Consider the following 26,395-nt stretch of genomic DNA (forward strand, 5'->3'; position numbering starts at 1 on the left):
ATTTGCTTGACGAAGCAAGCTTGCGCCTGTGCCAGGCGAGCGTCAAGCGATTCATGACCGTGTGGACGCGGCGTGACCGCACTCACACACGTGTGACGCGCACATCGGAGCGTGCTGGGCGGGACGGGCCTTCCAGCGCCTCGGCCGCCGCCCTCTCCGCCGCCTGCGCGGTCCGGGCGGCGCTCGCCCTCCTCCGGTCACCCACCGGGCCGGCGGGTGTCCCCGAAGTCGTGGGCGGCGGCCCTGTCCGGTCGGGCAGACGTGAGGAGAGGGCCGCCGAGGCCGTACGGGAGGCCGGCCCGGTGGACCGGACCGCCGCACGGGGAACGGGCCGCCTGTCGTCGCGGCGTCTCACGCCGAGGCGGCCGTCCCGCTGCCGCCGCCCGCGTGGACGGAGGCAGCCCTCAAGGAGACAACGAGGCGACCCGCGCCGAGGGTTCACCCCGAGGAGCCCGCCGCGGCGCTCGTGGTCAGGTCAGCCTGTGCCAGGTGAGCTCGGCCGTGCGCTCCGCACCCCAGAGCCGGGTCGGAGTGGCGACGGCGAGCCTGAGGAACGAGCCCACGAAACGCACCTTGCGCACCTGGGAGCGGCCGATCCAGTTCGGGAAGAGGCTGGTGGTGACGTGGTGCTCCACGGTGGTGGGGTCCACGACCTCGAACGGCCCGCCGTAGGAGACGTAGCCGGCCGCCGCCCGCGCCAGTTCGTCGGTCTCCGCGTCCTCGAGACGCGCCGACTTCAGGGGCGGGCGGCCGCCGCGCCCCAGCTGGGCGGACATGTAGCCTTCCGGGGTGTAGACGATCAGGCCGTACGGGGCGGGTCCGAGCGGGTGGACGACCTCTCCGTCGGAGCTTTCGGCGGTGTACGACACGAGCTGCCATGCGCCGATCAGTCTCCGGCGCACCTCCTCGCGGGCCTCGCGCTCGTCGTCCGCGGCGGCTTGGTCGGTGGCGGTCACAGAAGGTCTCCTTTCCTTGGTGGGGGGCGATCCCCTGTCCGGGACGGAACGGGCCCCGTCCGGTGGCGGACGGGGCCGTGGGGGCGGTTCAGTCCTGGGTGAGTTCGCCGTCGACGACCCGCCACAGGTGCAGCGGGTTCGCCTCGCGCAGCGGCTGCGGCAGAAGGCCGTCGGGGAAGTTCTGGTAGGTGACCGGCCGTATGAACCGCTCGATCGCGCCCATGCCGACGGAGGTGAAACGGCTGTCGGAGGTGGCCGGGAACGGGCCGCCGTGGGTGGTGGCGTACGTGACTTCCTGCGGGATCGAGAAGGCGTTGAACACGATGCGTCCCGTACGGCGCTCCAGGACCGGCAGGAGCTGCTCGGCCTCGGCACGGTCGGCGGCCTCGGCGTGCACGGTGGCCGAGAGCTGACCGCGGAACGCGCGGGCCGCCTCCAGCAGCTGCTCCGGACCGGTCAGCCGTACCAGCAGGAGGGCGGGGCCGAAGACCTCCTCGCGCAGGGCCGGCTCGGCCAGGAACCGCTCCCCGCCGACTTCGTACAGCTGGGACTGACCGTCCCACGCGCCGTCCGGGGCCGCTCCCGCGGCGATCCGGGTGGCGCCCTCGTCCGTCAGGCGCCGGGCGTTGCGGGTGTAGGCGTCGTGGATGCCGGGCGTGAGCATGGTCCGCGCGGCCACCTTCTCCACCTCGGCGATCGCGGCGTCCCGCAGTTCCCGGAAGCCGGGTCCGTCGACGGCGAGGAGGACCGCGGGCTTCAGGCAGGCCTGTCCGACGTTGTACATGCCGCGCTGGACCAGGCCGCCGCCGATCTCCGCTCCGCGTGCCGCCAGGGCGGCGGGCAGGACGAAGGTCGGGTTGACGCTGGTCATCTCGGTGAAGACCGGGATGGGGTCGGGGCGCTGCTGGGCCCGGCGGTAGAGGGCCATGCCGCCGGTCTCGGAGCCGGTGAAGGTGACCGCGCGGACCAGGGGGTGGTCCACCAGCGCCTCACCGATCTCGTTGCCCGCGCCGCGGACGAGGGAGAAGACGCCCTCGTGCAGTCCGGCCTCGGCGACGGCCTCCTGGATGACCCGGCCCTCGATCTCGGAGGCACCGGGGTGCGCGTTGTGGGCCTTCACGACGACGGGGCAGCCGGCCGCCAGTGCCGAGGCGACGTCGCCACCCGCCACCGAGTAGGAGATCGGGAAGTTGCTGGCGCCGAAGACCACCACCGGGCCAAGGGCGACCTTCTGCAACCGGTGGTCGAGGCGCGGTGCGGGCTGCCGGTCCGGCTGCGCGGGGTCGATGGTCGCCTGGAGGAAGCGGCCCTTGCGGACGACGACGGCGAACTTGCGGAAGACGCCCGCGGTCCGTACGGCCTCGCCCTCGAACTGGGCGGCCGGCAGACCGGTCTCCAGCTCGAGACGTGCGGCGAGTCGGTCCTTGACCGCCTCCAGCTTGTCCGCGACGAGTTCGAGGAAGGCGGCGCGCTCGGCCAGGCCGGTGTGGCTGTAGCTGTCGAACGCCTCGTCGGCCAGGCGGACCGCGCGGTCGACCTCGGCCGCGCCGCCGAAGGCGAACTCGGGCTCGAGGAGTTCGCCGGTGGCGGGGTTGAGCGCCTTCATGGTTCCCGCGGTCGCGGGGACCTGGGAGGCTCCGATCAGCAGGTCTCCGGTGAGGGTCATGCGTGTGCTCCCTTGAGTGCGGCGGTGAGCTCGTCGGTGGTGGTGATGGCGTGGGCGTAGGTGGGGCCGTTCAGCTCGTGCGCGGCGTGCATCATCTCGGGCAGGAACGCCGCGGTGGCGTCGCGCACCAGCGTCACGTGGTAGCCGAGTTCCATGGCGAAGCGGCCGGTCGACTCGATGCAGGTGTTCGCCAGCAGGCCGACGAGCACCACGTGGGTGATGCCGTGCTGCTTGAGCCGGAAGTCGAGGTCCGTGTTGGCGAACCCGCTCTGCGCCCAGTGCTCCTGGACCACGGGCTCGCCCGGCCGCGGCTGGAAGTCGGGGTGGAACTCGCCGCCCCAGGTCCCGCGGGCGAAGCTGTGGCGCTCCATGATGCCGAGCTGGGTGGGGTTGGGGTGGTCCCACGTCTCGTAGTCGCCCGGCTCCCAGCGGCGGTGCGGGACGAACACGACGCGGACGCCGTTCTCGCGGGCGGAGGCGATCACGGAACGCAGGTGGTCCAGCAGCCCCACCTCCCGCGCCATGGGTTCCAGGCGCGGCCAGATCTTGCCGCCCTCGGAGAGGAAGTCGTTGAAGGGGTCGACCAGCAGGACGGCCGTGCGACGGGGGTCGTAGGTCCGGGTCATCGGTTCAGCTCCGATCTGGATGATGCATAACATCCTGAATCGAGATTACGTACGTCATCCAGAAAGTCAAACGCGGATGCCGGACGGCCCGCTTTGACAGGCGCAGGTGTATGATGTACGTCATCCAGTTGCGCGGTGACCCACCGCGTCGCTCCATGAAAGGCAGGGTCGGATGGGCCACTCACAGGCGGAGAAGGCGGCGACCCGTGAACGGGTGCTGCGGATCACCTCACGCAAGATCCGCGCCGAGGGCGTCACCCGCCCCGGGATCGCGGAGCTCATGAACGAGGCCGGGCTGACGCACGGCGGTTTCTACAAGCACTTCCGGTCCCGGGACGACCTGATCACCCAGGCCGTCGCCTTCGCCCTGGCGGAGGGCACCGCGAAGATGGAGCGGTCCGCGCGGAAGAACGAGCAGGATCCGCGAGCCGGACTGATCGACGCCTACCTCGCCAAGCAGCACCGGGACGCACCGGCCACCGGCTGCGCGCTGGTCACCCTCGGTGCCGCCGCCGCGCGCGGCGGCCAGGACGTCAAGGAGGCGTACGAGAAGCAGGTCCGCACCTACCTGGACCTCATCGCCGGCCTGGACGACGACGCCGAGGACGGGGAGGACGCCCGGGCGGAGGCGATGGTCACCCTGAGCGCCCTCGTCGGTGCCGTGCTCATGGCCCGGGCCGTCGACGACCAGGAGTTCTCCGACGAACTGCTGGAGACGGTCACCGCCCGGCTGACGGGGCACGCGTCACACGACACGGTTCCGGCCCCCTGATACGTGTCACGGGCCGGGAGGCGGTGGCACCGGGGCGTACGACTGCACGGTGCCGCCCGGTTCCGGGCCGGGGGCGCACCACCCGGGCGTGCGGCGATCCCCTGCGCTCAGCGGGCCACCCGTCCGCGACGGCGGCGGGCCGCGACCGCCCGGAACCGGCCGCCGCGCCGGCCGGCCGGCCGAAGCGATCGGGCTCTCCAACACGCCAGACAGCCGCGTGGCCTCCACGCCGCCGGCTCCTGTCGTCAGGCCGTCGGCGCGGGGCGAGCCCGGGCAGCTCGCGGACGGTGACCGCCCCGGCGCCTCCGTCGACGGCCAGGGGTGTGCCCGAGGGGAAGCGGGTGGTCGCGCACGCGACGCGGACCGTGGCGGGAACGCCGTACTCGCGGGTCACGCAGGCGGGCGTGACGCCGCCCGTGTCCCCACCAGCCCCGCGGGGTCCGGCGGCCGGGGCGCGAAGTCCGGGTCCGGTGAGTCCGCGACGAGTACCCGGTGATCGGCACCTGCACCCTGGCCGTGCCAGGCGGTGCCGACGCCGGATCCGCCGCCCGGCGGGCCCGGCCCCTCTTCGGCAGACGGCCGCCGTGACGTCGGGCCCGGCCGCCCCCGCCGACCGGGCGCGCCGCGTGAACCGATGGCGTTCCCTTTGCGTGCTGCCGTCCACGAGCCGGTCGGACCGCCCGCACCACCCTCACCAGGACGCGGTCGGTACGGCCCTCGGCCGGACCCGCACCGAACACCCCGCCGGCGACCGGCGCGAGCATCGGCTGCCCGAGCACCGACATGCCGTCGGCGGACGGGCGCAAAGGCCCTGCCCGGCGGGCGGATTCCAGCACAGTTTGCACCACGCGGTCCGGGGTCCCGCGAGACCGGCAACGGCAGCGCGCGCCGGTGCGCGGCCGTGGCGCCCCGGTCCCCGGCCCCGCATGGCGTGACTATCCCTCCCGCGAACGGGTGAACTCGCGTGCCGCGCCCCGCGCCGGCGGGCGCCGCGGCCCGCCGCACGCCACGATCCTGGACCTGGTGACCGGCCGGTGGCGCCGGCGTCGTGCGAGGACCTTGACGGCGAGTGCCGGAACCGTCACGGCCGCCACCGCCGCGACGGCGACCGTGCCGGCCGTGCGCAGCAGTCCGGTCGCGGCGGCACCGGCGAAGAAGCCCAGCAGCACCGTTCCGGTGCCCCAGACCAGCGACGCCGTGGTGCTGTAGAGAAGGAAGCGCCGATAGGGCATGCCCGACGAGCCGGCGGCGTAGGGCAGGAAGGTCCTCGCGAACCCGATGAACTTGCCCGTGAAGACCGCGGCTCCGCCGTGGCGGGTGAGGAAGGCCCGGGCCCGTCCGTCGCGGTGGCCGACGAGGGCCTTGAGGGACCGCCGGCCGGGCCGCCGCGCACACCTGCGGCCGAGGGCGTAGCCGAGGTTGTCGCCGGTGACGGCGCCCGCGACCACGACGGCCGCCAGGAGGGGGCCGTTCAGCTCGCCCCGGCCGGCGACGGCCGACGCCAGCAGGACGGCCGTCTCGCCGGGCACCAGAAGGCCGATGAACGCGCTGGTCTCGCCGGCCGTGAGGACGAACACCGCGGCGTACGACCACCATCCGGCCGCCTCGATCACACGGTCGAGGTGCACGGCCGTCAGCCCGCCTGCCGCAGGGTCGCGGAGGACGCGCCCGGTAGGCGCTTCCGGGTTCCGGCGCGCCCCCGCACCGGCTCGGCCCGGCCTTCCGGCTCCCAGGCGTCCGCGGGGCCGCGGGCCCGTGCGCCCAGGCGCGAGAGGCGTCCCGCGAGGAGCCAGCTCACCAGCGGCACCCCCACGGCGAACGTGACGGCGAGCCCGGTGTGTTCGGTGGTCAGCACGGACGTGGCGACGGCGCCCAGCGCGGTCGTCATGACGGCGACACGCGCTCGGGACGACGAGACGGCGCTGACGACCCCGAGCGCGGTCAGCAGGCACCACCCCGTCAGCGCACCGGGCATCGCCAGGTAGTCGCCGAGGAGGCTGCCCTCGCGCGCCGGGAGGCGGTCCAGAGGCATCCAGCTGGTGCAGGCGAGCCCGGCGGCGCCGGTCGACAGCAGTGCGAGAGCGGCGCGGGCGTAGGCCGCCGGCCGCTGGTGTGCCAGCCACAGCAGCACCAGGGCCGTCAACGGCCAGGGAGCGAGGAGGCGGACGACGGCCACGGTCTGCGCCGTGTCCAGCCGGTCGGGTTCCAGCGGGGTGCCGGCCGCGGAGGAGACGCCGAGGAGGGCCGCGTGGAGCAGTGCGAGCGCCGCCGCCCCGGTCGCCAGGTGCCGCAGGGTCCTGCGGGTGACGGTCTCCCGCCCCTGCCGGTCGGCACGCGGACGGTCTGTCTGCGGGCGCTCGGACGCCGGGGCGGTGGAGCCGTGCGGTTTCGTGGTGTGGGTTACCACTTGGTCACCTCACTAACTTGACGCGGCAACCATGACATTATTTGATCCGTCAAGCAAGTAGTTCACACACACTTCCCGACGGCGACCGGAGTCGACATGTGACCGGCGCCGCGAATACTTGACGAGTCAAACAGGTGTGGTGGAGAGTGGTCTGCCGCAGCGAGGCTGCCCGAGGAGGACACCATGACGGCCCCGGCCTTTTGGCGGTACTGGCAGCCGGTCGTGACCGTGCCGGCCGGGGAGCAGGGGTTCTGCGAACCCACGCGGGAACGTTCCGAGAAGGAGCTCGACCGCGGCGCGCTGTTCGCCGGTTCCCCGCAGACCGTCGCTGGCAAGATCGCCAACGTGGCCCGCGACCCGCGTCCGAGCCGCTTCGGCCTCACGTACGCCATCACGCACCTTCCCCTGAGGGCCCGCGACCGCAGGAGCGAGCTGCTGGGCCGCGAAGTCGCCCCGCGCGTCAGGGAACCGCTCAGCAAGGAGTCCGCCCATGTCTGATCCCGTGTTCGGCCTGGACACGTTCGGCGAGGTGCCCGAGGACGACTCCGGCGTCCTCGTCTCCCACGCCCGGGCGATCCGGCAACTGGTCGAGGAGGCGGTGCTCGCGGACGACCTCGGCGTGGACGTCCTCGCGCTCGGCGAACACCACCGCCCCGAGTACGCGGTCTCGACGCCGGAGACCGTGCTGGCCGGCATCGCCACCCGCACCAGCCGCATTCGTCTCTCCTCCGGGGTGACCGTGCTGAGCTCGGACGACCCCGTACGGGTGTACCAGCGCTTCGCGACGGTCGACGCGCTGTCCGGCGGCCGGGCCGAAATCATCCTCGGCCGCGGCTCCTCCACGGAGTCGTTCCCATTGTTCGGATTCGACCTGAGCGACTACGACACGCTGTTCGAGGAGAAGCTCGACCTCTTCGTGCGGCTGCTGGAGGAGAAGCCCGTCACCTGGAAGGGCACCGTGCGGGCCCCCCTGGAGAACGCGGAGGTCTTCCCCACCACCGAGTCCGGACGCCTGACCACGTGGGTCGGCGTCGGCGGTTCCCCGCAGTCGGTCGTCCGGACGGCCCACTACGGGCTCCCCCTGATGCTCGCCGTGATCAGTGGTTCGGCCGAGCGCTTCGCGCCCTACGTCGACCTCTACCGGCGCGCGGCGGAGCAGTTCGGCACCACCGCCCATCCGGTGGGTCTGCACTCCCCCGGCTTCGTCGCCGACACCGACGAGGAGGCCAGGGAGGTGTTCTGGCCGCACTACCGGGAGATCCGGGACCGGATCGGCGCGCTGCGGGGCTGGCCCCCGGTGCGCCGGCGGGAGTTCGACGCCGAGATCGAGCACGGTTCCCTGTACATCGGCTCGCCCGAGACGGTCGCGCGCAAGATCGCCGGCGCCATGCGCGGGCTCGGCGTCACCAGGTTCGACCTCCTGTACACCGCGGGCTCACAGCCGATCAGCGCCCGCCTTCGCGCGGTGGAGCTCTACGGCTCGAAGGTCATCCCCATGGTCCGCGACATGCTCGCCGGCTGAATCGGTCCGGCACCGGGCCGGAAGAAGCCGGGCGTGAACCGCGCCGTCGAACGCGGCGACCGCGGTGCGTCGCCACCATGCCCACACGGTCCACCAGAAAGGAACCCGATCATGGCACAGCCGCAAGGCGAGGAGCTGCAGGCGCTTCTGAAGCGACAGGAGGAACTGAGGAACAAGTACCTCGTACCGGCGGCGGAACGGCCGCGGACCACCGCACGGGGCATCCAGCACGCCGTGTACATCGCCCGGGACGTCGAGGAGACGATCCTCTTCCACCGGGACGTGATGGGCTTTCCGCTGGTGGACCTGAGCGACAACCGGGACTATCCCGGGTCGACCCACTTCTTCTTCGACGTCGGCGGCGAGAACATGCTCGCCTTCTTCGACTTCCCGGGTCACCCGCACCCGGACTACGCGGAGACGATCGGCGGCGGCCACCACATCGCGCTGTCGGTCACGCGGGAGACGTACGACGAGGTGAAGGCCCGCCTCGACGAGCGTGAGATCCCGTACGCGGCCTTCCCGATGGGCCCCACTCTCAGCCTGTTCGTGGCCGACCCCAACGGGCTGCGGATCGAGCTGACCACGGAGGCGATGGGTCACTCGCTCGGCGAGTACCTCCTGTGACACCGCGCGCGCCGGCCCCCGTCGGCCGGGGCCGGGGCACCTCCCGGCGGACCGGCTGACGGCGTTCGGCACGGCCACTGATCCGCGCTCGGCCCGCTCGTCACCGGCGTGCGCGGGCGGCCCGGACGGGGCACGCACGACGAAGGGCGGGACCGCCGGTCGCGGTCCCGCCCCTTGTGCTCGGCGTCAGCGCAGGCCGAAGGCCCGGGTGAGCGTCTGCGTCACGCTGTCCCCGTCGTGGTCCGTCGCGCCGACCCGGAGGCTCACGAACCGCGCGTCCTTCGGGGCGCGCAACGCGGTGCGCCAGGCCCCGCCCCCGCCGTCACGGCTCGGTTCGGCGCGGTGCCAGGTCTTCCCGTCGTCGTACGAGAGGTCGACGGTCGGCTTGTTCACCGCGCTGTGCACGCCCGGGAGCTGCGAGACGGTCACCGTCAGCGCGGCGTGCCGGCCGGCGCGGCCGGCCGGATCGGTGCCGATGCCGTAGTCCACCTGGATCATCGGCAGCGGTGCCTCCCCCTCGGCGGCCTCCGAGGTGAACCTCCACTCGGTCAGGGTGTGCCGGGAGTAGGGGTTGGCCCAGGCGCCGCGGTCGTTGTCGACCACCAGCCGGTACGGCAGCCGCTGCGGGGCCAGGCCGGACAGCAGCAGTTTCTCGTCGTTGCCCCAGTCGACCTCCTGGTCCCCCTGGTAGAGGGTGACGCGGTTCTTGACGCCGAAGTTGGCGTGGGAGTCGCCGATGTGTCCGGCACCGGAGTCACCCCAGCCCGGCACCGGCAGCCACATCGTGTCGCCGTAGCGCGCCGGCTGGTACCCGAGCGGACCCATCCGGGGCCGCTGGACCGGTCCGAACCAGGTGACCGGGCTGGTGGTCCCGTGGCGGTAGGTGGTGAAATCCTGCGACACCTGGGACGTCTCACCGAGGATGCCCGCGTAGTCCTGCCACGGGATGTCCCCGGTGAGCCAGTCGGTCCGCTCGCCCTGGGCGGGAGCGGGGAGGGGCGCCCAGACGCCCGCGAAGCCCTGCTCGTCCGAGCGGTACTCGTACGCCTTGCCCGGCCGGTAGTTGCGGAAGGAGACGTCGACGCGCGCCAGGTCGCCCCGGCGCTCGCGCCACGTGGGGTCCGCGGGGACGCCCCCGGTCCAGTGGTGCACCACGTCGTAGACGTAGTCGGTGGTGGGGTTCGAGGTGACCGTCAGGCGGACGCTGCCCTGCCGCAGGGCGTCGAGGAGGGCGGCGCCCTGGTCGGTGTCGAGCGTGGCCGTCGACAGCGGAGCCGGGTCGGCTTCCAGCTTCCCCTCCGGGGAGGGGAGCAGACGACCGAGGCCGTCGTTGACGACGACGATCAGCCGGGCGCCCGCCGCGGCGGCGGCCTCCGCCTGCTGCTGCGGTGTGAGGGTGTCGCTGCGGCGCACCACCGCGGCCTTGCCGCGCACACCGGCCTCGGCCAGCTCGTCGGCCGAACCCGTTCCGCCGTAGACCGCCGTCAGCCGGTGGGTGCCGGCCGGCAGCGGTGCGCCTCCCCGCCTGACCAGGATGTCGCGGTAGGTGTGCGTCTTGGTCGCGATGGTCAGGGCGGGCTCCTCCAGCCGGAACCGCGCCCCGAAGGTGAAGCCCTCCTCGTGCTGCCGGGAGGTCGGCAGTGCCCAGAGGCTGTCATACGTGTCATCGGGCATCTGCACGGTCGTCACGGAGCTGTCGCCGAACGTCTGGGACACGTCCAGCCGCGACAGGAGTGCCGTGGCGTCCTGGGGGACCTCCGCGCCGACCCGCCGGAGCCGGCGTCCGTCGAGGGTGACGGTGCGGTCCTGTTCCACCTCGGCACCCTGGAAGCCGAGCAGTGCCAGACCCAGCGCATGGGGGCCGGCGGCCCCCGTGACGGTGGACAGCATCCATCCGCTGTAGACACCCGGCGGCACCCGCAGGGTGGCGCGGCCGGAGTCGTCGAACGTCGCCGACGTCCACAGGTGTTCGGACGCGACCAGGATCGACTCCCCGGCGAGCGGCCGGCCGGACCGGTCCTTGGCGACGAGGGTCAGGTTGTGGCGTTCCCCCTCGCGGGAGGCACCGATCAGCGTCCGGCCCCGGACGGTTCCGGTGTCGTCGGTCGCGAGGACCGTGCCGCTGACCGGCCGGTCGGCGGGCAGGCGGCCGACCGCCGTGGTGAGCCGCACCGACCGGGTGCCGTGCGCGGGCACGGTGACGCGCCGCTCGGACAGCGAGAACGCGTCCGTGGCGGTACCGGCGTCGACCGCCAGGCCGAGGTCGACCGGGATGTCACCGACGTTGCTGTACGTCACCGTCCGCACGTCGGTCTCGTCCGGTGCGGTCGGCCAGGTGTGGCGGCCGGCGTAGGCGCTGGCGGTCGCGAAGACGTCCGCGCGCGTGGCGGCGCCGGCGTCGACGCGTCCCGCCCCGGCCTCGTACGGCGTGTAGGACGGGGTGGGCCGGGCGCTGCTGACCAGCGCCTGCTTCAGCTGCTGGCCCGACCAGTCCGGGTGGGCGGCGGCCAGCAGCGCGGCGGCTCCGGCGACATGCGGGGTCGCCATCGAGGTGCCGCTCATCGTGGTGTAGAGGCCGCTGCCCTCCGCGCTGTCCTGGGAGCGGGCGGCCAGGATGCCGACACCCGGCGCGGTGATCTCCGGTTTCAGTCCGTCGTCCCCGGTGCGCGGGCCGCGGCTGGAGAAGTCGGCGAGGTGGTCGGATGCGTCCACCGCCCCGACGGTCAGCGCGGCGTCGGCGGCGCCGGGGCTGTTGACCGAGTGCGCGCCCGGCCCGGAGTTGCCGGCCGCGATCACGAACAGCGCGCCGGTCTCGGCGCTGAGTCCGTTCACCGCCTGGCTCATCGGGTCGGTGCCGTCGCCGTACCCGCCGAGGCTCATGCTGACGACCCTGGCGTGCCGGTCCCGGGCGGCCCACTCCATTCCGGCGATGATCCAGGAAGCCTGCCCCTGGCCCCGGGGGTTGAGCACCTTGCCGATCTCCAGGCGTGCGCCGGACGCGACGCCACGTTCCTTGCCGGCGGAGGCGGCGCCGGTGCCCGCGACGGTCGAGGCGACGTGCGTACCGTGCCCCACCACGTCGGTCATGTCCTGGTCGGCGGGGACGAAGCTGGCGGTCCCGTCCACCTGCCCGGCCAGGTCGGGGTGGTCGAGATCCGCACCGCTGTCGAGGACGGCCACCTTCACGCCCGCCCCGGTGTTCCCCTGCGCCCAGACCCGCGGCGCTCCTATCTGAGCGGTCGAGTCGGCCAGGTCCGCGGTGACCCTGCCGTCAAGCCACACCTTCGCGACGCCCTGGGCGAAGGCGGGTTTCGCCGTTCGGGTCGACGCGCCGGCTCCGGTGGTGAGCGCGGACCAGAACGCGGAGGCCCGGGTGTGGTTCTCCGCGACGGCCGCGCCGTTGATGCTGTCCAGCGCGCGGACGGTGGTGGATCCGGCGAGTTTCGCCGGGGTGCGCGCCTTGGCGGCCTCGTCGGTGTAGCGGACGATCAGCGGCAGCCTGTCGGTGTGCGCGTCGTCGTAACCGTCGCGCACCAACCGGGTCAGATTGAACAACTGCTTGTCCAGCAGCCCCGAGGACACGTACGGCAGGACGACGGTGGGAAACACATATGTCGCACCGTCCATGACGACGGCGTGGTAACCGGAGCCGGTCTTCTCCGCCCCCTCGAAGGAGCGGACGGTGGTCCGGCCGCGGGAGGCGGCGACCGTGACCTTGTCACCGGTGATCAGCGTGACGGTGTGGGTGCCACCCGTGTGATCGGGCTGCTGTACGACGTCGGCGGGGCCGGGGGCGGTCCGGGGTGCGGCTGCCGCCCCGGTGGCCGGCAGCACCCCGAAAGCCAGGGCGGCGGCCGCGACGAGCGTGATCGGCCCCGGTCTGGGACCGGATGAACTGAGCAAGAAGACTCCCCTTCGGGCAGCAGGGCTCGCCTGCCGCACAGCGAGCGCGTGTCCCAGTCACGTCCGACAAGGACGGACAGAACACAAGCAAGCGCAGATAATTTACAGAGCAAGTAATGCGGCGTCATTCAAAGTCCTGGTGAACAACAAGTCAAGACTCGCGCGACAGCCCCCGCCGGCCGCGACGGCCGACCCGTGACACCGGGCCGCCGTCAAGGCCGCGCACCGTCGGTGGTCGCGTGACATGTGTGACACCTGTAACGACTTGACTCACTGTCAGGTGGTCACATGTACTTGATCCAACAATGACTTGCCGGTGTGACGAGTCGTCAAAAGCGACCGAGTGAAGGCAGCGATGAACCAGGAAGACCTCTTCTCCGGCTCGGAGAATCCCCCACGACCGCCCTCACCCGAAACACTTCCTGCACACGTCCGCAGAATCCGTGACTATGTCCTCTCCGAGCTGCCGTCCGACCTGTCGGCCGTGTCTCGGCAGGAAATGACCTACACGGGTCTCGCCGCCAAACAGTGCCGGATCCTGGAAGAGGCCGGTGCCGGCGCCTTCCCGGTCGACGACCTGGCCGCGGCGCGGGTGACCCAGCTCGACCTGCTCTTCATGCTGAACGGCTATCTGCCCGCCGGCCCGGAGGCGTTCCCGCGGCCGCTGCTGGACGCCATCACGGCACAGTGCGCGCGGCACACCTCGCTGGACCCGCACATGAGTTACGAACTCCTGATCGACGTCAACAGCGAACAGTGGCAGCGACACGGACACATGCGGGTGTTCTCGGAAGGCGAGCTCGGACGCCTGGAGCGCGACTTCTACCTGGGACACCACCTCACGGAGCCGGCCGTACGAACGGCCTACGACCGGCTGTGCTCGGCACTGTCGGAGCCGCCCCCGGACGACCTCGCGCCCGGCATGGACGAGGCGCTCCGGAAACTCGATGAGTTCCGGCTCGGCATGGCACGCTACGCCAGACTGACCAGGGAGCAGTTCAACTCCTTCCGCCGCTACCACATGGGCCGTCAGGGCGGGCCACGGGGAGCCAGCGGCGCCTTCATGCCCAGCGTGCAGCTGCTGGAGCTGGTCCTCGTCCCGCCGACCGAGGAGTACGAGGTGTACCTCGACCAGTCCATGCCCTACTTCCCCACGTGGTCCCGCGAGCTCATCGCCGAACGGCGGGCGGTGTCCGCCCAGGGGGAGAACATCACGCAGGCGGTCCTCGACGGCCGCCTCAAGCTGGACCGGGAGTCCGCGACCGCCCTGCTCGGCGTCTTCGACAAGTTCACGGACTTCCGCATGGTCCATCTCGGGGTGACCAGGAAAATGATCCCGGAAGCGTTCGCGGGAACGGGCGGGACGACCCGCAGGGACATCGCCGCACAGTCCGGCGAGCGCACCGTCCTGGCCGAGGAGAATCCGGGCACATCCGGCTTCGACGTGCGCAACGTGCTCACCAACGCGGTGTACCGGCTGCTCGCGGCCCGCCGGGAGATCGAGGCCCTCCATGCCGTCTCGTCCTGACGCGCGGGGAGATGTGATGTCCGAGCCACAGGTGGCCGTCGTGGACGCGTTCGGGACGGCCTTCCGTTACACCGACGCGTTCGCCGCCCTGGGCACCGGGGTGATACACGTCCAGAGCACGCCCGGACTCCTTCCGGGGGTCGCGCCGGTGGACCCGGCGAAGTTCACCCGGACCCTGGTGCACGACGGCGACCTCGACGGCCTCGCCGACAGCCTGACGGCGCTGCGGCCGCTCGCCGTCCTGCCCGGGCGCGAGTCGGGTGTGGAGCTCGCCGACGCGCTGTCCGAACGACTCGGTCTGCCCACCAACGGCACCGAGCTCAGCGCGGCACGCCGCGACAAGTACCTGCAGATCGAACGCCTGAAGGCACAAGGCGTGCCCGCCATGCGGCAGATACGCACCGACGACGAGGACGAACTGCGCGCCTGGCACGAGGCACTCGCCGGTACCGCCGTGGTCAAGCCGCTGCGTGCCGGTGGCGGGGACGGTGTGACCTTCTGCGACACCCCGGACGAGTCGGCCGCCGCGCTCGGCTCGCTGCTGCACCGTGTGAACAGTCTCGGCGAGCGCAACACCCACGTCGTGGCGCAGGAATACCTGGTCGGCGCCGAGTACATCGTCAACACCGTGAGCTGTGCGGGCCTCCACCAGGTCACCGATGTGTGGAGCACCGACCGCATCACCGCGAACGGGGTACGGGACCTGGTCGTCGCGCAGGTGCTGCTCCGCCCGGACGACCTCCCGGTCCGTGAGTTGGTGCCCTACGCCCGCCGGGTCCTCGACGCGCTGGGCATCCGGCACGGCGCGGCGCATCTGGAGATCAAGCTGACGCCGGACGGCCCCCGGCTGGTCGAAGCGGGCGCCCGGCCCTCGGGGCTGCCCTACTACGTGGCGGAAGCGGTCGGCGAGGGCCAGTTGGAGTGGTCCGCCGACGCCTACCTCAGACCGGAACGCTTCAGGGCGCGCGCCGGGAGCGAGTACCGGCGCCGGACCGCGTTCGCCTGGGCGGCGCTCGTGTCCCCGGTGTCGGGACGGCTGGTACGCTACCGCGCCCTCGAGGAGGTACGGCGCCTGGAGAGCTTCCGGGACGTGACGCTCCTGGTCGAACCCGGTGACCGCGTCGTGCCCACCACGTGGGATCTGGGGTACCCGGCGACGCTCACCTTGAGCCACCCCGTGGAGGCCGTCCTGCGGCGCGACCTGAACACGCTCCGCTTCCTGGACGGCACGGGGATGTACGAGGTGCGGGAGGACCCGGGCCCTTCCGGCGAACGGGCGTGACCGGCCCGCCGGCTGCCGGGGGCCGCGGCCCGCTGCCGTCGGCGGCCGAGTGCGGAGGCGTGTTCGGGACCCCGCACACGTGTCGTCACCCGCGCCCACGAGGTGTGCACCTCGGTGCGAACGGTGTTCCCGGCCGGTCCGCCCGGCGGCCCGCTCACACTTCCCGGCTCCTCACCCGGTGCCCTCGCGTGCCTGCCCGCGGAGCGTGTGCCGTTCCGCGGGCGGCTGTTCGCCACGTATCTCCGCCAGGAGCGCGGTGATGGCGGCCATGATGTCCTCGGTGGCCGCCGCCAGTACATCGGAGGTGAGGGGCATGCCGCGGTACCGGCTGAGGTCGACGGGCGGCCCGGCCGTCACGTGGACCCGCTGGCGGGGGACCAGCCGCACCCTGCGGTCGCCGCGACCGCCGCGCGCGTACGGCGGCACGATGCGGTGGGCCCCCCACTGGGCGACCGGGATGACGGGCGCTCCGGTCGTCAGCGCGATCCGCGCCGCACCGGTCTTGCCGGTCATCGGCCACAGCCCGGGGTCGCGGGTGACGGTGCCCTCGGGGTAGACCGCGACACACTCCCCCCTGTTGACGGCGTCCACCGCGTCCCGCAGCGCGAACGCGGCGTCCGCGGTCCCGCGGTGGACCGGGATCTGGCCCGTCCTGCGCAGCACCGTGCCGACGAAGGGGATGGCGAAGAGCGACGCCTTGGCGAGCAGGCGGGGCGGCCGGCCGCTGTCGTACTGGAAGTGCCCGTAGGTGAGCGGGTCGAAGTAGGAGATGTGGTTGACGGCGGTGAGGAAGCCGCCCTCGGCGGGTATGTGCTCCTTCCCGCGCCACTGGTGTCTGACGAGAAGGAACAGCACCGGTTTCGCGATGGCCGCGGCCAGTCGGTACCAGAAGCCGTAGGGGCTGTGTGTCCTGCGGGGCACCCGGGATCCTCTTTCCTCCTTGCGGCACGGTCCGGCCGCCTCTCGCTCGCGCGTCTGTCTCCCCGCCGCGGCCGGTCACGGCACACACGGACCGCCGTGCGACCCATTTGCTTGACTGTGCAACAGTCTACGGCTGGTGTGCGCCGCGATCAACACCGCCGCCGGTGACAGCGGGACACCTCACCGAAGCGGACCGCGGACGGCGTGCCGGCGTGGGTCCGGATGCGGCACCGGCCGTGCCGGCACCCCCGTGCCGGAGCCCGCGTCCCCGCGTCAGCCGGTCGTGCTCTCGCGTACGAGGAGCCGGTGCGCCGCGGTCACCTCCCGCGGACCGGGGCGGGTGGCGCCGCGCGGCGAACCGTGGATCTGCTGTTGCAGCATCTCCACCGCGACCCGGGCGATCTGCTCCTTGTCCGGGGAGACGGTGGTGAGCGTCGGGGTGCTGTAGCGCCCGTCCTCGATGTCGTCGAACCCCGCGACGGCCACGTCCTGCGGTACGCGCAGGCCGCGGGCGAGCGCGGTGCGCTGGGCCCCGAGGGCCAGCAGGTCGTTGAAGCAGAAGACCGCCTGCGGCGGCTCGTCCAGAGCGAGCAGCCGCGCCATCGCCTCGGCACCGTCGGACCGGTGGTAGGAGTCCGTCGGCGGGGCGAGTGCCTCGTCGTAGGGCAGGCCGGCCGAGCGCAGGGCCTCCTTGTAGCCGGCGAGCCGGAGGAGGGCGGTGTTCGCGGACGGGTTCGTCTGCCGTCCGATGGCGGCGATACGGGTGTGGCCGAGTGACAGCAGGTGCTCGGTCACCTCCCGCGCCGCGCGCTGGTTGTCGATGGCGACGTGGTGGGTGGGGCCGTCGATGACCCGCTCGCCGAGCAGGACGAGGGCGGTGCCGGCGTCGCGGTCGGCCAGTTCCTCCCGCCCGACCGCGATGGGGCTGAAGATCAGGCCGTCGATGCGCTGCGCGCGGATCCCTTCGAGGACCTGGCGTTCCCGTTCCGGCCGACCGTCCGTCTGCTCGATGATGACCGTCCAGCCGCGTTCGGACGCCGCGTCGATGACGAAGCGCGTCAGCTCCGCGAAGTACGGCGCGTCGAGTTCCGGCAGGGCGAGGGCGATCACGCCGGTGCGGCCCTGACGCAGGTTGCGGGCGGACAGGTTCGGGCGGTAGTCGAGTTCCGCCAGAGCGCGTTCGACCTTCTCCCGCGTCGGCGGTGCGACGTAGGTGTAGCCGTTCACCACGTTCGACACGGTCTTCACCGAGACTCCGGCCAGGGCCGCGACGTCCTTGAGACTCGCTCCCACCAGTCCACCTCCACTGCGCCCGGGCAAGGCGCTTGCACCAGCGCGTCGAGGGCCACACTCGCAGACGGCCCGCCCATGTCCGCAACCGTTTCCCCCACGCGGCCACGGCCACGTTTCGAATCCGAGCGACCCGAGCTCTTTACGACGCTGTTTCAACGATGTAATCGTATCCCGTCACAGACGGCGTGCCCGCGTCGTGTCCCTTGTGCGCCCGCCTTCGCCGTCCGACGGAACCGAGGAGCTCCCCGTATGGCCACAGCCCGTCTCACCCTTGACCCGGCGTTCGCGACCGGCACCGTCGACCGCAGACTGTTCGGCTCCTTCGTGGAGCACATGGGCAGATGCGTCTACACCGGCGTCTTCGAGCCCGGGCATCCCGCCGCCGACGAGGACGGCTTCCGCACCGACGTCCTCGATCTGGTGCGGGAACTCGGCGTCACCACCGTGCGCTACCCGGGCGGCAACTTCGTCTCCAACTACCGCTGGGAGGACGGGGTCGGCCCCGTGTCCGAGCGGCCCCGGCGGCTCGACCTGGCCTGGCGCAGCCTGGAGAGCAACGCGTTCGGCCTGAACGAGTTCATGGCCTGGGCCGGCAAGGCCGGGGTGGAGCCGATGATGGCGGTCAACCTCGGCACCCGCGGCGTCCGTGAGGCCCTCGACCTGCTGGAATACAGCAACTATCCCGCGGGTACGGCGCTGTCGGACCTGCGCCGCTCCCACGGGGTGGCCGAGCCGCACGGCGTCCGCCTGTGGTGCCTGGGCAACGAACTGGACGGGCCCTGGCAGATGGGCCACAAGACGGCTCACGAGTACGGACGGGTGGCGGCGGAGACGGCCCGTGCCATGAAGCGGTTCGACCCGGAACTGGAGCTGGTCGCCTGCGGCAGCTCCAACGCCTACATCGACACCTTCGCCTCCTGGGAGGCCACGGTGCTCGAGCACACCTACGAGTTCGTGGACTTCGTCTCCCTGCACGCCTACTACCAGCCGGAGAACGGTGACGTCGACTCCTTCCTGGCCAGCGGCGAGGAGATGGACCGCATGATCTCCGCGATCACGGCCACCGCCGACCACGTGGGCGCGCGCGTCCGCAGCGGCAAGAAGATCAAACTGTCCTTCGACGAGTGGAACGTCTGGTACCAGAGCCGCTTCGGCGGTGAGTCCTCCCTGCCGTGGCGGGAGGCCCCCGAGCTCATCGAGGACGTCTACGACGTGACCGACGCGGTGGTCGTGGGCAGCCTCCTCATCACCCTGCTCCGGCACGCCGACCGGGTGGGGGCGGCCTGCCAGGCTCAACTCGCCAACGTCATCGCGCCCATCATGACCCGGGCGGGAGGTCCCGCCTGGCGGCAGACCATCTTCCACCCCTTCGCCCGCACCGCGCGCCACGCACGCGGCACCGTGCTGCGGGTGGAGCCGCAGTCCCCGCTCGTGGACACGGCGAAGTACGGTGCCGTTCCCGCCCTGTGGGCGACCGCCACGCACGACGAGGAGAGCGGCGAGGTGGTCCTCTTCGCGGTGAACCGCGGTCGCCACGACCGGCTGGCCCTGTCCGTCGACCTCCGTGCCTTCCCCCGGCACCAGGTCGCCGAGCACGTGATCCTGCACGACGCCGATCCGACCGCGACGAACACCGAGGCCGCCCCCGACCGCGTCAGGCCGAGGACCGTCGCGGGCACCAAGACCGACGACCGCGTCCTCAGCACGGAACTGCCGCCCGTGAGCTGGACCATGATCCGCCTCACCGCTGTCTGAGCCCAGGCACGACAGCGCCCTACCGGTCGACGAAGCACCCATCCGAAGGAGCAGAGCATGCGCAGTACCACCCCACCCCTCCCCCCGGTCCCGCGCAGGGCGTTCCTCGGCGCCGCCGCCGGAGTGACGGCCGCCGGCCTCCTCACCGCGTGCGGCGGCGGCACCAAGGTGGGGGCCGGGCAGGGCGAGACCGCCGACGCGCCGGCCTTCAGCGGAGGCGAGTACAAGGGGCCCAAGGTCACCCTGGAGTACTGGAACGGCTTCACCGGCGGCGACGGTCCGCACATGCAGGCGATGGTGGCCTCGTTCAACAAGAGGTACGAGGGGCGCATCACCGTCAAGAACACCACCCGGCGCTGGGAGGACCTCTACCCGGCCCTGCCGACCGCCATCAGCGCCGGCAAGGGCCCGGACGTCGCCGTCATCCACAACGACCAGATCGCCACCTTCGCCGTACGCGGCACGCTGATGCCGCTGGACGACGTCGTGTCCGCCCTGAAGCTCAGCGAGTCCGACTTCATCCCCGCCGTGTGGCAGGCCGGCGTCTTCGAGGGCAAGCGCTACAGTGTGCCGCTCGACGTGCACTGCCTCGCCGACTACTGGAACGTGCGCCATCTGACCCGTGCGGGACTGCGTGCGGCGCCGGGCGACCGCGCCGGCTACGAGGACGCCCTGAAGGAGCTGAGGTCCGCGGGCGTGTCCCACCCGTTCTGGATGCCCAACAAATGGCCCGCGCACATGATGTTCATGAGCCTGCTGTGGCAGTTCGGCGGCGAGCTGTACAACGCGCAGGGCACCCAGGCGCTCTGGGGTTCGGACGCGGGTGAACAGGCCCTCGGCTGGATGGTGGAGCAGATCCGCAAGGGGTACAGCCCCGCTCAGGTCGCGCAGGACTCCCAGTACAACGCCTTCAAGAACGACAAGGTCAGCTTCACCTGGGACGGCATCTGGCAGATCAACGACCTGCAGTCGACGGCCGGGAAGATCAAGTGGGGCATCTCCGCCATACCCACGATCGGTTCGTCGCCCGCCGTGTGGACGGCCGGCCACAACTTCGTGCTCACGTCCCAGGCGGGACGGGACGAGCACAAGGTCCAGGCGGCGAAGTTCTTCATCGACTACATGAGCGAGCGGTCCACGGAGTGGGCCAAGGCCGGCATGATCCCCGCCCGCAACAGCGTGCGCGCCCGACCCGAGGTGGCCCGGCTGCCGCAGACTGCACTCGCCCGGGACGTCGACGTCTTCCGCTTCCTGCCCGCGCTGCCCGGACTCGGGGACGTGCAGAGCAAGGCGATGGAACTGGCCGTCCAGAAGGCCGTCCTCGGCCAGCAGTCGCCGGCCGACGCCCTGGCCGACGGCGTGAAGACCGCCAACAAGATCCTGGCCGAGAACAAGCGGAAGTACGCGAAGTGAGGCAAGTCCGGTGCGACGGCTGACAACACCGCCGTCCACCACGGAAGAACCGCGAGTCCCGGACCGCGCCGCGGTCCGGACCGGCTCACGGTCCTACCGGTGGTGGACCCCCTATGTCTTCATGGCACCGTACCTGGTGCTCTTCCTCACCTTCGTGCTCGTCCCCATCGGCTACGGCCTGTGGATCAGCCTGCACGAGTGGGACATCAACCTGCCGGCCAAGCCCTTCGTGGGCCTGGACAACTACCGGGAGGTGTTCGATCCGCAGGGCGTGGACGGCCCCCGCTTCTGGCAGGCCATGCGCGCGACCGGCGTCTTCACGCTGCTGTCGACGCCGTTGCTGCTCGTCGTGCCCCTGTTCACCGCACTGCTGATGAACGGGAAGTTCCGCGGGCGCACCCTCTACCGGGCCGTCTACTTCGCGCCGTACGTCCTCGGCGTGGCGGTCGTGGGTCTCCTGTGGCGGTTCCTGCTCGACGGCAACATCGGCCTGGTCAACCACTACCTGGGGGTCCTCGGCCTGCCGGACGACATCCAGTGGACCACCGACACCCCGGCCGCCTGGTGGGCCCTCGTGCTGGTCACCGTGTGGTGGACGCTCGGCTTCAACTCCGTCATCTACCTCGCCGGCCTCCAGGACATCCCCGCCGAACTGTACGAGTCCGCCCGGGTCGACGGGGCGGGCGCGTGGCAGCGCTTCCGGTACGTCACCCTTCCCGGCCTGCGGCCCGTGGCGCTGTTCGTCGTGAACTCCACGCTGCTGGCCTCGGCCAACATGTTCGGCCAGTCGTACATCATCACCGGGGGCGCGCCCGCGGACGAGACCAAGACGGCCATCTACCTCATCGCGGAGACCGGCCTGCGACGCTTCGAGATGGGGTCGGCCTCGGCCATGAGCTTCATCCTGGCCCTGGCCCTCATGGCGGCCAGCGCCGTGGTCTTCCGCGTCTTCCGTGAACGCCAGGAGGGGCGATGACCGGTACGAGCACACGACAGCGGCCGCCCGCCGCCGCCCCCTTCCCCGATGAGCGGCGGCCCCCCGCGAGGGCCTCGCGCGGCGCCCGGCGCCTGCGCCGGTCCCTGCTCCACCTGGTACTGGCCGTCGTGGCCGCGCTGTACCTGAGCCCGCTCCTGTACATGCTCGTCACCTCCTTCAAGACCGGAGAGGCCGCGGGGTCCACGGATCCGCGGTGGATCCCCTCCCCGGCCACGGTGCAGGCCTACCGGCACGTCCTCGGCGCCACCGACAGCCCGGTGGGGCGTTGGCTCCTCAACAGCGTCCTCGCCGCCTCGGCGCACGCCGCCCTGGTGCTCGCCACCGCCACCCCCGCCGCCTACGCGCTGGCGCGGTTGCGGTTCAGGGGCCGGCGGGTGATCTTCACGTCGATCGTCGCGACGCTGTTCGTGCCGCCCATGGTGCTGCTCATCCCGAACTTCCTGATCGTCAACGAGCTGACCTGGGTGGACAGTCTGCCCGCGGTGATCGTCCCGGGCGCGGCGAGCGCGTTCGGGGTGTTCTTCCTCCGTCAGTTCTTCCTCACCGTGCCGGCCGAACTGGAGGAGGCCGCCGAACTCGACGGCTGCAACCGGTGGCAGATCTTCGTCAAGGTGATCCTGCCCCTGTCCAAGCCGGCGCTCACCACGCTGGGCATGCTCGCCTTCCTCGCCAACTGGAACGACTTCCTGTGGCCGCTGTACGTGCTGCTCAGTCCCGACTCGCTCACCCTGCCCGCCGGGCTCGCCAACTTCCAGAGCGCCAACAGCATCCACTACGACCTGCTGATGGCGGGGGCGGTGATCGCCAGCGTGCCCGTCCTGCTGCTGTACGTCGTGGCACAGCGCTGGGTCATCGAGGGCGTCTCCCGGTCGGGCCTCAAGGGATAGCGGATCGCCGGGGCGGGTGGTCAGTACCGGGCTGCCGGTGCCGGGGACGCGCGGGACCGTCGGCCCCCGTGCCCCGCTTGCCGACGCGGTCGGAGTGAGTGAACCTGCTGGGAGAGCCCGCGGGCACACGGCGCCCGCGCACGGTCGTGTGCGGACCGTCCAGACCCCATCAGACGGCGCCAGGTGGTGACAGGGCTCGACTCCCGCGGGCCGGCGGTTCGTCACCCGCCGGCGGATCCGTTCCCGGGGCCCCGGCGCACCGGGTACGGCCGGCGCGGCATCGCGGGAGGTATCACCATGTGCTTCGTCCACTCCGGGACCATGCCGGACGGCAGCCTGCGGCACCGGGCGTCCGCCGGGCCGGGCGCGGACGCGCTGTCCCGCCTGGCCGCCGGCGAGGAGGGCCTCGGCGGCATGGACGTCGCCGGCTCCGGCACTCCCGACGTGACGGCGGGACCGGGCGGGCAGACGGTCGTGGACGGGTACGGCAGGGTGCTGCACAACCGCTGGAACAGGGACCTGCCGCCGGTGGCCACCGTACGGCCCGGCGAAGTGGTGCAGTTGCTGTGCCGGGACGCGCTGGACATCGGTGAGGCGGCACGGACGATGACGCCCGACGGGACCCTCACCATCGACCTGGGCCTGGTGCATCCGCTGACGGGGCCGGTTCAGATCGTGGGCGCCGAGCCCGGCGACATCCTCGAGGTGGAGATCCTGGACGTCGCTCCCCTGGTGGACTTCGGCTACGTCGCCATCAGCCCCGCCCTCGGCCTGTTCGGCTCGCTCCGTCCGGAGGCGCTGGCGCCGTTCGCCTCCTGGAGCGAGGCCTCGCAGCTGAGCGACCCCACCCCGGGGCCCGCGGCCGGGGCCGTACCCGAGGACCAGGCCTACAACAGCGGAGCCCCCTTCCTGCAGACCTTCACGTTCGAGCGGGGCCAGAGCGAGGGCCTCGCCTCCTTCACCGGTGTCGACACGGGCAGGAAGGCCCACATCCCCGTCGCCCCGTTCATGGGCATCCTCGGGGTCGCCCCGCTGCACAGGGGCATGTACCGCACCTTCCCGCCGGACGTCAGCGGGTCGATGGGCGGGAACACCGACATCCGGCAGCTCGTCAAAGGCGCCCGGGTCCAGTTCCCCGTGTACGTGCCGGGAGCCATGTTCTCCGCCGGGGACGGGCACATGGCGCAGGGCGACGGGGAGGTGACGGGCACGGCCGTCGAGACGCTCATGGCCGTCACGCTGCGCTTCGGCCTGGTGAAGAACACCGTGATCGCCTCGTCCCGGGCCGTCGTTCCCGCGGCGGACCCCACGCAGCTGACCATGCCCGCGGAGATGCTGCGGCGGGGGTACTACCAGACCGTGGGCACGGGGCCGGATCTGATGGAGAACGCCAAGACAGCCGTCCGGGAGATGGTCGACTGGCTGGTGAACGACCAGCAGCTGAGCCTGCACCAGGCGTACGCCCTGTGCAGTGTGGCCGGTGACCTGAAGATCAACGAGACGGTCGACCTGCCCAAGTGGCTCGTGTCGATGACCCTGCCCCGCGGCATCTTCGGCTGACTGCCGCTCCCTGCCTTCCGTGGAGGGGGAGGGCCGGAGGTTCGGCGGTCTCGATGAGATACATGTCTCGCTCGACACCCCGGCGACGACGCAACCTGAGGTGTGTCACTCCCTTCTCTGGCCGGTCCGCCCGCCCTGACGCCGGGCTGCCGCCGGAGAACGCCGGTTCCCCCGGCACCCGGCCGCGCGGGCGGAGGGCACGCCGGGGCGGAGCGCCGACACGGACCGCGGACCGGGCCTGGCCGGCCGTGCCGTACCCGGACCGGCCGTGGGCGGTTCGCTCAGCCGAAGTCCGGCGGGCTGGTGCGGGTGCGCTTGATCTCGTAGAAGCCCGGCGTGGAGGCGACGGCGAGCACGCCGTCCCACAGTCTGGCCGCCTCCTCGCCCTTCGGTGCCGGGTTCACCACGGGGCCGAAGAAGGCGACGGGGTCGCCGTCCGCGTCCCGGCCCGGGACGGCGATGACCGGGCTGCCGACGTCCTGGCCGACCAGGGCCATCCCCCTGTGGTGGGAGGCCCGCAGCTCCTCGTCGAAACGGTCGGTGTCGCCGGCGTCGGCGAGGTCCACGGGCAGGCCGGCCTCCCGCAGGGCGTCTTCCAGCGTGGCCCGGTTCTTGGGCTGCTGCCGCAGGTGGTAGCGCTCCCCCAGGGCGGTGTACAGCGGCTCCAGGGTCTCGGGGCCGTGCAGCTGGGCGGCGGCGGTCAGAACCCGCACCGGCGCCCACGCCTCGCCCATCAGCACCCGGATGCGCTCGGGCAGCTCGTCCAGCCTGTTCTCGTTGAGCACCGCCAGGCTCATGACGTGCCAGGACACCTCCACGGGCCGGCTCCTGGCGACCTCCAGCATCCAGCGCGAGGTGAGCCACGTCCACGGGCAGACGGGGTCGAACCAGAAGTCGACAGGCGTCGTGGACTGGCGAGAGGTCGGTGTGCGCACAGGGACACTCCTAAAAATAGACCGGTCGCCTAGTATGCCTCACGGACGGGCGTGCCGCGCGGTGGCAGGACACCCGGGTGGCGCCGGCGTGTGAGCGCACGTACCGGCGCGCGGTGCACTTCGCCGGTGAACCGGGGGCGGAAGGACTCGGCGGGGCCGGCGTCGGCATACGACCGGCTGCCCGGGTCGCCTCCGTAGGCCGCGAGAACGGTGGGCACGGCTCGGGTACGGATCGCCCTGGCCGACAGGGCGGCGCCGACCGCGGGCGAGATCCCGTTCGCCACGGGCCGCGCGCCGCGCACGACGGACGTCGGCCGGGAGACCGTCGCCCTGACGCCCGGCGACTGGCTCACCGCCGCCGACGCCTGCCGGGTGACCGCCGTGGCCGACGGCCGGTTCTACGCCGTCGGCCACGTCGACGGGCGCGCCTGGATGACTCACTTGGGCGCCGGTCGCCCGGCGGGCGCCCAGCAGTACGCCGAGGACTGCCGGGGCCGGGCCCGCATGCCGGTCGACGCGGCGAACGCGGGCCGCCGGCGGGCGGTAGCGGGCGCGGTGCGGGCGGAGCCGGCTCGCACGGGGTGACCCGGCTACGGGGTGCCGCGTACGGCGACCGCTGCACGGGCCCGGCGACGTGCCGCCCTGCGCCGCCGTCGATGTCGGGACCCTCTCCCCGACCGGTCCGTGACCGGGCCCACCGGAATTCAGACGACCGGTCATCTGTTGGTCCTCACGTCCTCACGGCACCTCGCTCCCGCGGCGAGTCGGCCGGCCCGCGGGCGCCGTCGCGGCGCAGCGCCTGAGCGAATGAGCAAGATATGAGCCATCATTCCCCCCACCGTCCCGGCCCGGCGTCCTCACCCCGGCCGGGCGCCAGCTGCCGGTGCGAGGGCACCGTCCTGCTCGACGGTTCGGTCACCGTGCCGGTCACCCTGTCCTTCCACTACGCGGCCGACGAGCCGTACGCCGTGCGGATGGTGGTGGACTCGGGCGTGACACCACCGGTGGAGTGGGTGTTCGCACGTGATCTCCTCGCGGAGGGGCTGTCGAGGCCCGCAGGTCTCGGAGACGTGCAGACCTGGCCCGCGCCGCGCCGCCCGCAGCGGCTGCGGGCGGGACGGGGCGCGCTGTGCATCCGGATCAGCTCGCCGACCGGCACCACGATCGTGTCCGCGCCGGCCACCGCGCTGCGACGCTTCCTCGACCGCACCTACGGCAGCGTGGCGGCCGGCACCGAGAGCGGCATGCTGCGGCTGGACGAGTCCCTCGCCGGGCTGATGCGCGGGACCGGTCGCAGGACGGAATGACACCGACCGATTTCCTCGCCGCTGAAAACCTCGACCCC

At 72.1% G+C, this 26,395-nt stretch carries 22 protein-coding genes; 13 read left to right on the forward strand and 9 right to left on the reverse strand.

Annotated features, from left to right (window positions below; all coding sequences use genetic code 11):
- Positions 1-470 precede the first annotated feature (470 nt).
- The 3 genes from AB0946_RS31360 to AB0946_RS31370 all read right to left on the reverse strand — a co-directional run bounded on the left by AB0946_RS31360 (position 471) and on the right by AB0946_RS31370 (position 3,248).
- Positions 471-956: a lipocalin-like domain-containing protein gene (locus AB0946_RS31360; protein WP_366764045.1), complete on the reverse strand. Its 486-nt coding sequence runs from the start codon at positions 954-956 to the stop codon at positions 471-473.
- A gap of 88 nt (positions 957-1,044) precedes the next feature.
- Complete coding sequence (locus AB0946_RS31365; RefSeq protein ID WP_366764046.1) at positions 1,045-2,622, reverse strand: aldehyde dehydrogenase (NADP(+)); 1,578 nt, start codon at positions 2,620-2,622, stop codon at positions 1,045-1,047.
- A complete protein-coding gene (locus tag AB0946_RS31370) occupies positions 2,619-3,248 on the reverse strand; it encodes an isochorismatase family cysteine hydrolase (RefSeq protein ID WP_366764047.1) in 630 nt (209 codons plus the stop codon). Before AB0946_RS31370 ends, AB0946_RS31365 begins: the two co-directional genes overlap by 4 nt.
- A 172-nt stretch (positions 3,249-3,420) precedes the next feature.
- Between AB0946_RS31370 and AB0946_RS31375 the strand changes: the two genes are divergently transcribed.
- Positions 3,421-4,020, forward strand: coding sequence for a TetR/AcrR family transcriptional regulator (locus AB0946_RS31375; RefSeq protein WP_366764048.1), 600 nt, complete (start codon positions 3,421-3,423; stop codon positions 4,018-4,020).
- A 935-nt stretch (positions 4,021-4,955) separates the two neighbouring features.
- On the opposite strand, the gene AB0946_RS31380 is transcribed toward AB0946_RS31375, so the two are convergent.
- Positions 4,956-5,648, reverse strand: a complete 693-nt coding sequence (locus AB0946_RS31380; protein ID WP_366764049.1) for a DedA family protein — start codon at positions 5,646-5,648, stop codon at positions 4,956-4,958.
- Between the two features lie 5 nt (positions 5,649-5,653).
- A complete protein-coding gene (locus tag AB0946_RS31385) occupies positions 5,654-6,427 on the reverse strand; it encodes a hypothetical protein (RefSeq protein ID WP_366764050.1) in 774 nt (257 codons plus the stop codon).
- A gap of 183 nt (positions 6,428-6,610) precedes the next feature.
- On the opposite strand from AB0946_RS31385, the gene AB0946_RS31390 reads away from it, so the two are divergent.
- The 3 genes from AB0946_RS31390 (at position 6,611) to AB0946_RS31400 (ending at position 8,576) form a co-directional block, all read left to right on the forward strand.
- Positions 6,611-6,925, forward strand: a complete 315-nt coding sequence (locus tag AB0946_RS31390; RefSeq protein WP_366764051.1) for a hypothetical protein — start codon at positions 6,611-6,613, stop codon at positions 6,923-6,925.
- Positions 6,918-7,949 carry an LLM class flavin-dependent oxidoreductase gene (locus AB0946_RS31395; RefSeq protein ID WP_366764052.1) on the forward strand — a complete coding sequence of 344 codons (1,032 nt, stop codon included), beginning with the start codon at positions 6,918-6,920 and terminating at the stop codon, positions 7,947-7,949. The genes AB0946_RS31390 and AB0946_RS31395 overlap by 8 nt, the downstream gene beginning before the upstream one ends.
- A gap of 111 nt (positions 7,950-8,060) precedes the next feature.
- Positions 8,061-8,576, forward strand: coding sequence for a VOC family protein (locus tag AB0946_RS31400; protein ID WP_366764053.1), 516 nt, complete (start codon positions 8,061-8,063; stop codon positions 8,574-8,576).
- 186 nt (positions 8,577-8,762) lie between these two features.
- On the opposite strand, the gene AB0946_RS31405 is transcribed toward AB0946_RS31400, so the two are convergent.
- Positions 8,763-12,479: a S8 family serine peptidase gene (locus tag AB0946_RS31405; protein ID WP_366764054.1), complete on the reverse strand. Its 3,717-nt coding sequence runs from the start codon at positions 12,477-12,479 to the stop codon at positions 8,763-8,765.
- Between the two features lie 499 nt (positions 12,480-12,978).
- On the opposite strand from AB0946_RS31405, the gene AB0946_RS31410 reads away from it, so the two are divergent.
- Together AB0946_RS31410 and AB0946_RS31415 are read left to right on the forward strand one after the other, a co-directional pair.
- Positions 12,979-14,007, forward strand: a complete 1,029-nt coding sequence (locus tag AB0946_RS31410) for a hypothetical protein (RefSeq protein ID WP_366764055.1) — start codon at positions 12,979-12,981, stop codon at positions 14,005-14,007.
- Between the two features lie 16 nt (positions 14,008-14,023).
- Positions 14,024-15,289: a biotin carboxylase gene (locus AB0946_RS31415; protein WP_366764056.1), complete on the forward strand. Its 1,266-nt coding sequence runs from the start codon at positions 14,024-14,026 to the stop codon at positions 15,287-15,289.
- Between the two features lie 171 nt (positions 15,290-15,460).
- On the opposite strand, the gene AB0946_RS31420 is transcribed toward AB0946_RS31415, so the two are convergent.
- Positions 15,461-16,210 carry a lysophospholipid acyltransferase family protein gene (locus AB0946_RS31420; RefSeq protein ID WP_366764057.1) on the reverse strand — a complete coding sequence of 250 codons (750 nt, stop codon included), beginning with the start codon at positions 16,208-16,210 and terminating at the stop codon, positions 15,461-15,463.
- 273 nt (positions 16,211-16,483) lie between these two features.
- Positions 16,484-17,503 carry a LacI family DNA-binding transcriptional regulator gene (locus AB0946_RS31425; protein WP_366764058.1) on the reverse strand — a complete coding sequence of 340 codons (1,020 nt, stop codon included), beginning with the start codon at positions 17,501-17,503 and terminating at the stop codon, positions 16,484-16,486.
- A gap of 249 nt (positions 17,504-17,752) precedes the next feature.
- Between AB0946_RS31425 and AB0946_RS31430 the strand changes: the two genes are divergently transcribed.
- From AB0946_RS31430 to AB0946_RS31450, 5 genes are all read left to right on the forward strand, one after another.
- Positions 17,753-19,258: an alpha-N-arabinofuranosidase gene (locus AB0946_RS31430; protein ID WP_366764059.1), complete on the forward strand. Its 1,506-nt coding sequence runs from the start codon at positions 17,753-17,755 to the stop codon at positions 19,256-19,258.
- 57 nt (positions 19,259-19,315) lie between these two features.
- Positions 19,316-20,671 carry an ABC transporter substrate-binding protein gene (locus AB0946_RS31435; RefSeq protein WP_366764060.1) on the forward strand — a complete coding sequence of 452 codons (1,356 nt, stop codon included), beginning with the start codon at positions 19,316-19,318 and terminating at the stop codon, positions 20,669-20,671.
- 121 nt (positions 20,672-20,792) lie between these two features.
- Positions 20,793-21,647 carry a sugar ABC transporter permease gene (locus tag AB0946_RS31440; RefSeq protein ID WP_366764061.1) on the forward strand — a complete coding sequence of 285 codons (855 nt, stop codon included), beginning with the start codon at positions 20,793-20,795 and terminating at the stop codon, positions 21,645-21,647.
- Positions 21,644-22,555: a carbohydrate ABC transporter permease gene (locus AB0946_RS31445; protein WP_366764062.1), complete on the forward strand. Its 912-nt coding sequence runs from the start codon at positions 21,644-21,646 to the stop codon at positions 22,553-22,555. The genes AB0946_RS31440 and AB0946_RS31445 overlap by 4 nt, the downstream gene beginning before the upstream one ends.
- A 297-nt stretch (positions 22,556-22,852) precedes the next feature.
- Positions 22,853-24,115, forward strand: a complete 1,263-nt coding sequence (locus tag AB0946_RS31450) for an acetamidase/formamidase family protein (protein WP_366764063.1) — start codon at positions 22,853-22,855, stop codon at positions 24,113-24,115.
- Positions 24,116-24,396: 281 nt separating this feature from the next.
- Here the strand turns inward: AB0946_RS31450 and AB0946_RS31455 are convergent, their stop codons facing one another.
- The gene (locus AB0946_RS31455) at positions 24,397-25,050 is read right to left on the reverse strand and encodes a DsbA family protein (protein WP_366764064.1); all 654 of its coding nucleotides are present in this window, start codon (positions 25,048-25,050) and stop codon (positions 24,397-24,399) included.
- Between the two features lie 210 nt (positions 25,051-25,260).
- On the opposite strand from AB0946_RS31455, the gene AB0946_RS31460 reads away from it, so the two are divergent.
- Both AB0946_RS31460 and AB0946_RS31465 read left to right on the forward strand, forming a co-directional pair.
- Positions 25,261-25,635 (forward strand): hypothetical protein, encoded by a 375-nt coding sequence (locus AB0946_RS31460; RefSeq protein WP_366764065.1) that lies wholly within the window; start codon positions 25,261-25,263, stop codon positions 25,633-25,635.
- A gap of 233 nt (positions 25,636-25,868) precedes the next feature.
- The gene (locus AB0946_RS31465) at positions 25,869-26,357 is read left to right on the forward strand and encodes an SsgA family sporulation/cell division regulator (RefSeq protein ID WP_366764066.1); all 489 of its coding nucleotides are present in this window, start codon (positions 25,869-25,871) and stop codon (positions 26,355-26,357) included.
- Positions 26,358-26,395 lie beyond the last annotated feature (38 nt).

The sequence above is a fragment of the Streptomyces sp. NPDC046870 genome (genome assembly GCF_040704595.1).
Lineage (GTDB): Bacteria > Actinomycetota > Actinomycetes > Streptomycetales > Streptomycetaceae > Streptomyces > Streptomyces argyrophylli.